The sequence below is a fragment of the Streptomyces sp. UNOB3_S3 genome (assembly GCF_020740895.1).
Lineage (GTDB): Bacteria > Actinomycetota > Actinomycetes > Streptomycetales > Streptomycetaceae > Streptomyces.
In genome coordinates, this window is the sequence record NZ_JAILXP010000273.1 from 6,784 (window position 1) to 9,790 (window position 3,007).

At 64.9% G+C, this 3,007-nt stretch carries 2 protein-coding genes and 1 pseudogene; 2 read left to right on the forward strand and 1 reads right to left on the reverse strand.

Features of this window, described 5'->3' with window-relative positions:
- Positions 1-401 (forward strand): annotated as a pseudogene (locus K6I33_RS25255) (amidase); the annotation flags it as partial.
- Positions 402-549: 148 nt separating this feature from the next.
- On the opposite strand, the gene K6I33_RS25260 reads toward K6I33_RS25255, so the two are convergent.
- Positions 550-2,025, reverse strand: a complete 1,476-nt coding sequence (locus K6I33_RS25260; protein ID WP_229356827.1) for a hypothetical protein — start codon at positions 2,023-2,025, stop codon at positions 550-552.
- A gap of 111 nt (positions 2,026-2,136) precedes the next feature.
- On the opposite strand from K6I33_RS25260, the gene K6I33_RS25265 reads away from it, so the two are divergent.
- Complete coding sequence (locus K6I33_RS25265) at positions 2,137-2,700, forward strand: hypothetical protein (RefSeq protein WP_229356828.1); 564 nt, start codon at positions 2,137-2,139, stop codon at positions 2,698-2,700.
- The last annotated feature ends 307 nt before the right edge of the window (positions 2,701-3,007 follow it).

Below are 3,007 nucleotides of genomic sequence, written 5' to 3' on the forward strand. Positions count from 1 at the left end.
TCGCCCGGGGCATGGACGGCGCCTTGTGGCACACGTGGCAGGTCTCGCCCGGAGGCGGGTGGAGCGGCTGGGCGTCCCTGGGCGGCACCATCGACCAGATGGCGACAGCACGAAACGCGGACGGCCGCCTGGAAGTGTTCGCCCGAGGCATGGACCAGGGGCTATGGCACATCTGGCAGACCTCGCCCGGCGGCGCCTGGAGCAACTGGAACTCGCTCGGCGGCCTGATCGACGCGCCTGTCGTCGGCCGCAACCGTGACGGCCGAATGGAAGCATTCGTCATGGGCACCGACCACGCTGTATGGCACAAGTGGCAAACCTCGCCCGGCGGTGGCTGGAGCGATTGGGCATCGCTCGGCGGCACGGTCGATCAGCTGGCTCTCGGCCAGAACATCTCGTAACCGTGCTGGGCCCGCTCAGCTCCAGGCACTGAAGCCCCGAAGCTCTGCTAGCGGGCCGCATCAGAGAAACAACCGTGACCTGGGGAGCAACCTCTGATGCCCCTCATCTCCCCAGGCCACGGGCCCACTGATGTACCCCGGAAATGGCTCAGTTGAGCGAGGTGGTGCAAGCGGGGCATTTCACCGCACCGGCGCCGGCGCAATCTTGGCAAGCGGCTTGCACAGGTACTGAACCGGTTCCCTTGCACGACGGGCACCTGCTCCGTCCATCGGGAGAGCCCCGCCCAGCACAGCCCCAGCAAGGCAGCCCAACCCTGGCTTCGCCCGTAGCCTGGCAAGAGCTGCAGGGCACTGCGCGAGCATTCTTACAGTGCCGACAATTGCGCCCCGCTCGGTAGGAGACAACGGTCAGGGCGGCAACGGCAGTAATCACTGCCACGGTCTTCATCCCCCACCTGTGTTTCGTCTGGGGCTCCGGGGGCGGTTCACCGCCCGAAGCCGGATCGTCCGATGCGTCCGGCGGATCCCATAGGACATGGTGCTCCCGATCGAGCTCTTCGTTGGCCTGGTGTACGTTGCGTACGCGGGCCAGGGTGCGGGCGGCGTCGGCGAGAAGGTTCTGGTCGCCCTGGGGCAGTCGCCACGCCTCAGTAGGCAGGACAGCGTTCCCCGCCTGGATTGAAGCGCTTGCGATCACCTGTACTGCCGGGCCCAGATGATCGATGCGTTCCATCTCATCGAGGACATCACTCTCAGTTTTGTCTGCCTTCTCGATCCGATCCAGCGAGGAATCGCGCTGGCGATCCGCCGACCGCAGCTCGTCTTTGGCCATGGCCAGGAGCTGCAGAGCCTCTTGCAGCTTGGATTTCGCCTCCAACACTCTTGAAGGCGCCGCGCTGAGACGGTGCAGCATGTCGTACTCGCGCCGCAGGCGGCTGGACGTCCCGCCCAACCAGGCGATCATCGGGACCAGGACGGCTGTTGTGCAGGTGGTGCTTACGACTACTTGCGCTGCGGCTGCCCGGCACCTCTGAGCCGCGCTCAGACTCTCGTAGGCAATCCGGAGATCCTCGACCGACTGCTGCAAGCCCCCGACTGTCTCAGTGAGCGCCGTAGTCGTTTTCTGGAGGGTGCGCATCGACCCCCCGGCCGTGCAGAAGGGGACACGAGGATCGGGAGGATTTTTGGACTTCGGGGCCATCTCGCACAGCCTGCGAGCTTCCTTTGCTAGGCGCCCTTCGTCTTCTTTTGCCTTTTCTGTCGTACTGGTGGCCAGGATCACCGCAGAGACGAACGGCCAATCGTTGGCCAGCCCCTTTCCGGAGAGCCGTGCCGAGATAGTGCTTTCACTGGGAACGTCGCATTCGGGGTACTCCTCGCTCCACCATCCAAGCTCGATGATGCGAGCGCGAAGCGTTTTGTTCGTGAATCCCGCTTCGGTCATTCGCGCGCGTAACAGGGAAACGAGAGCGTTGACCTCTTTGGGTAGCTCTGTCGGTTCTTTCCGTGGACGTCCTGGTTTCCCCATGCGTGTACCCATCTCACGGGACGGTGGGCTGCAGGCCATTTCTCCGAGTTCTCCAGTGAAGGCGTCGGAGAATGTGGCGTAGAGGAACTCCAGCACACGACCATGGCTTCCGCCCCGCTGTGGTCGTGATTGGTCACGACTGATGCGGGCTTGACCCGGCCGGGCCAAAACTGACCCACATCCGCTCACGTCATGCCAGGAGAGCATGTGAACCGCTTCCTCCGCCCGATCGCCAGGACCCTGGCGCTCATGGCCGCCCTGCTGGGGCTTGGCCTGGCCCCCACCGTTTCCCACGCGGATCCGCGGCCCGTCAACTGTTCCGCCGCGCTCCCGGCGATGTCCGGGGTCGTTGACGGTCACCTCGCCAACGACCCCGTCGCGGGGCTCCGCATGGAAACGTGGGTCGTTGTCGACCGCGACAGCGGCCGGATCGACACCACCACCCACGCGCGCTCCCTGTTTCTCGCCAAGGGCTTCACCGCCAGCAGCCTCTCGGTCGCCTACGACGCCTGCGGACGCGCGATCGCACTCACCCCGCCCCTCAACACCAGCGTCGATGCCATCTGGTCCCCGTTCGGCAAGAGCGACCGCTGGAAGAGCACCCACCTGGACATGGACCGCCAGCTCACTCGACGGATCGCGCGGATCGAGGTAGTGAACGCCCACAGCCCGGTCTCCGCACAGGAGATCTACAACCGCTGGAAGCCCGTAGTCTGCGACGCAGTCCGCACCATCAGCCGGATCGTCGGTAAGCCGATCTCCTGCCCCTGACAGGCTCGGACCCTGGCCGCTATGAGAGGTAAAGCTGTTGTGTCGGCCTGTCAGGGCTCCCTGGCGACTTCGACACCGCAGCAAACGGGAAGCGATCACCACCGATCCGGGAAGCGATCTTCAAGCTCGGTGGATGTGGCTGGTCAGCCCCACTCGTGAACGCCCCACAACAGAAGGTTCCCGAACCGGAATGGGAGCCAGCGGGAAATCCCGTCCGATCGTCAGATCGGGCGGGATTTTTCGCGTTCCGGGGGAGACGCTCTCCCGCTTCCCGTATGCGCCGCTGTGAGCCACGTCACCTCGGGGG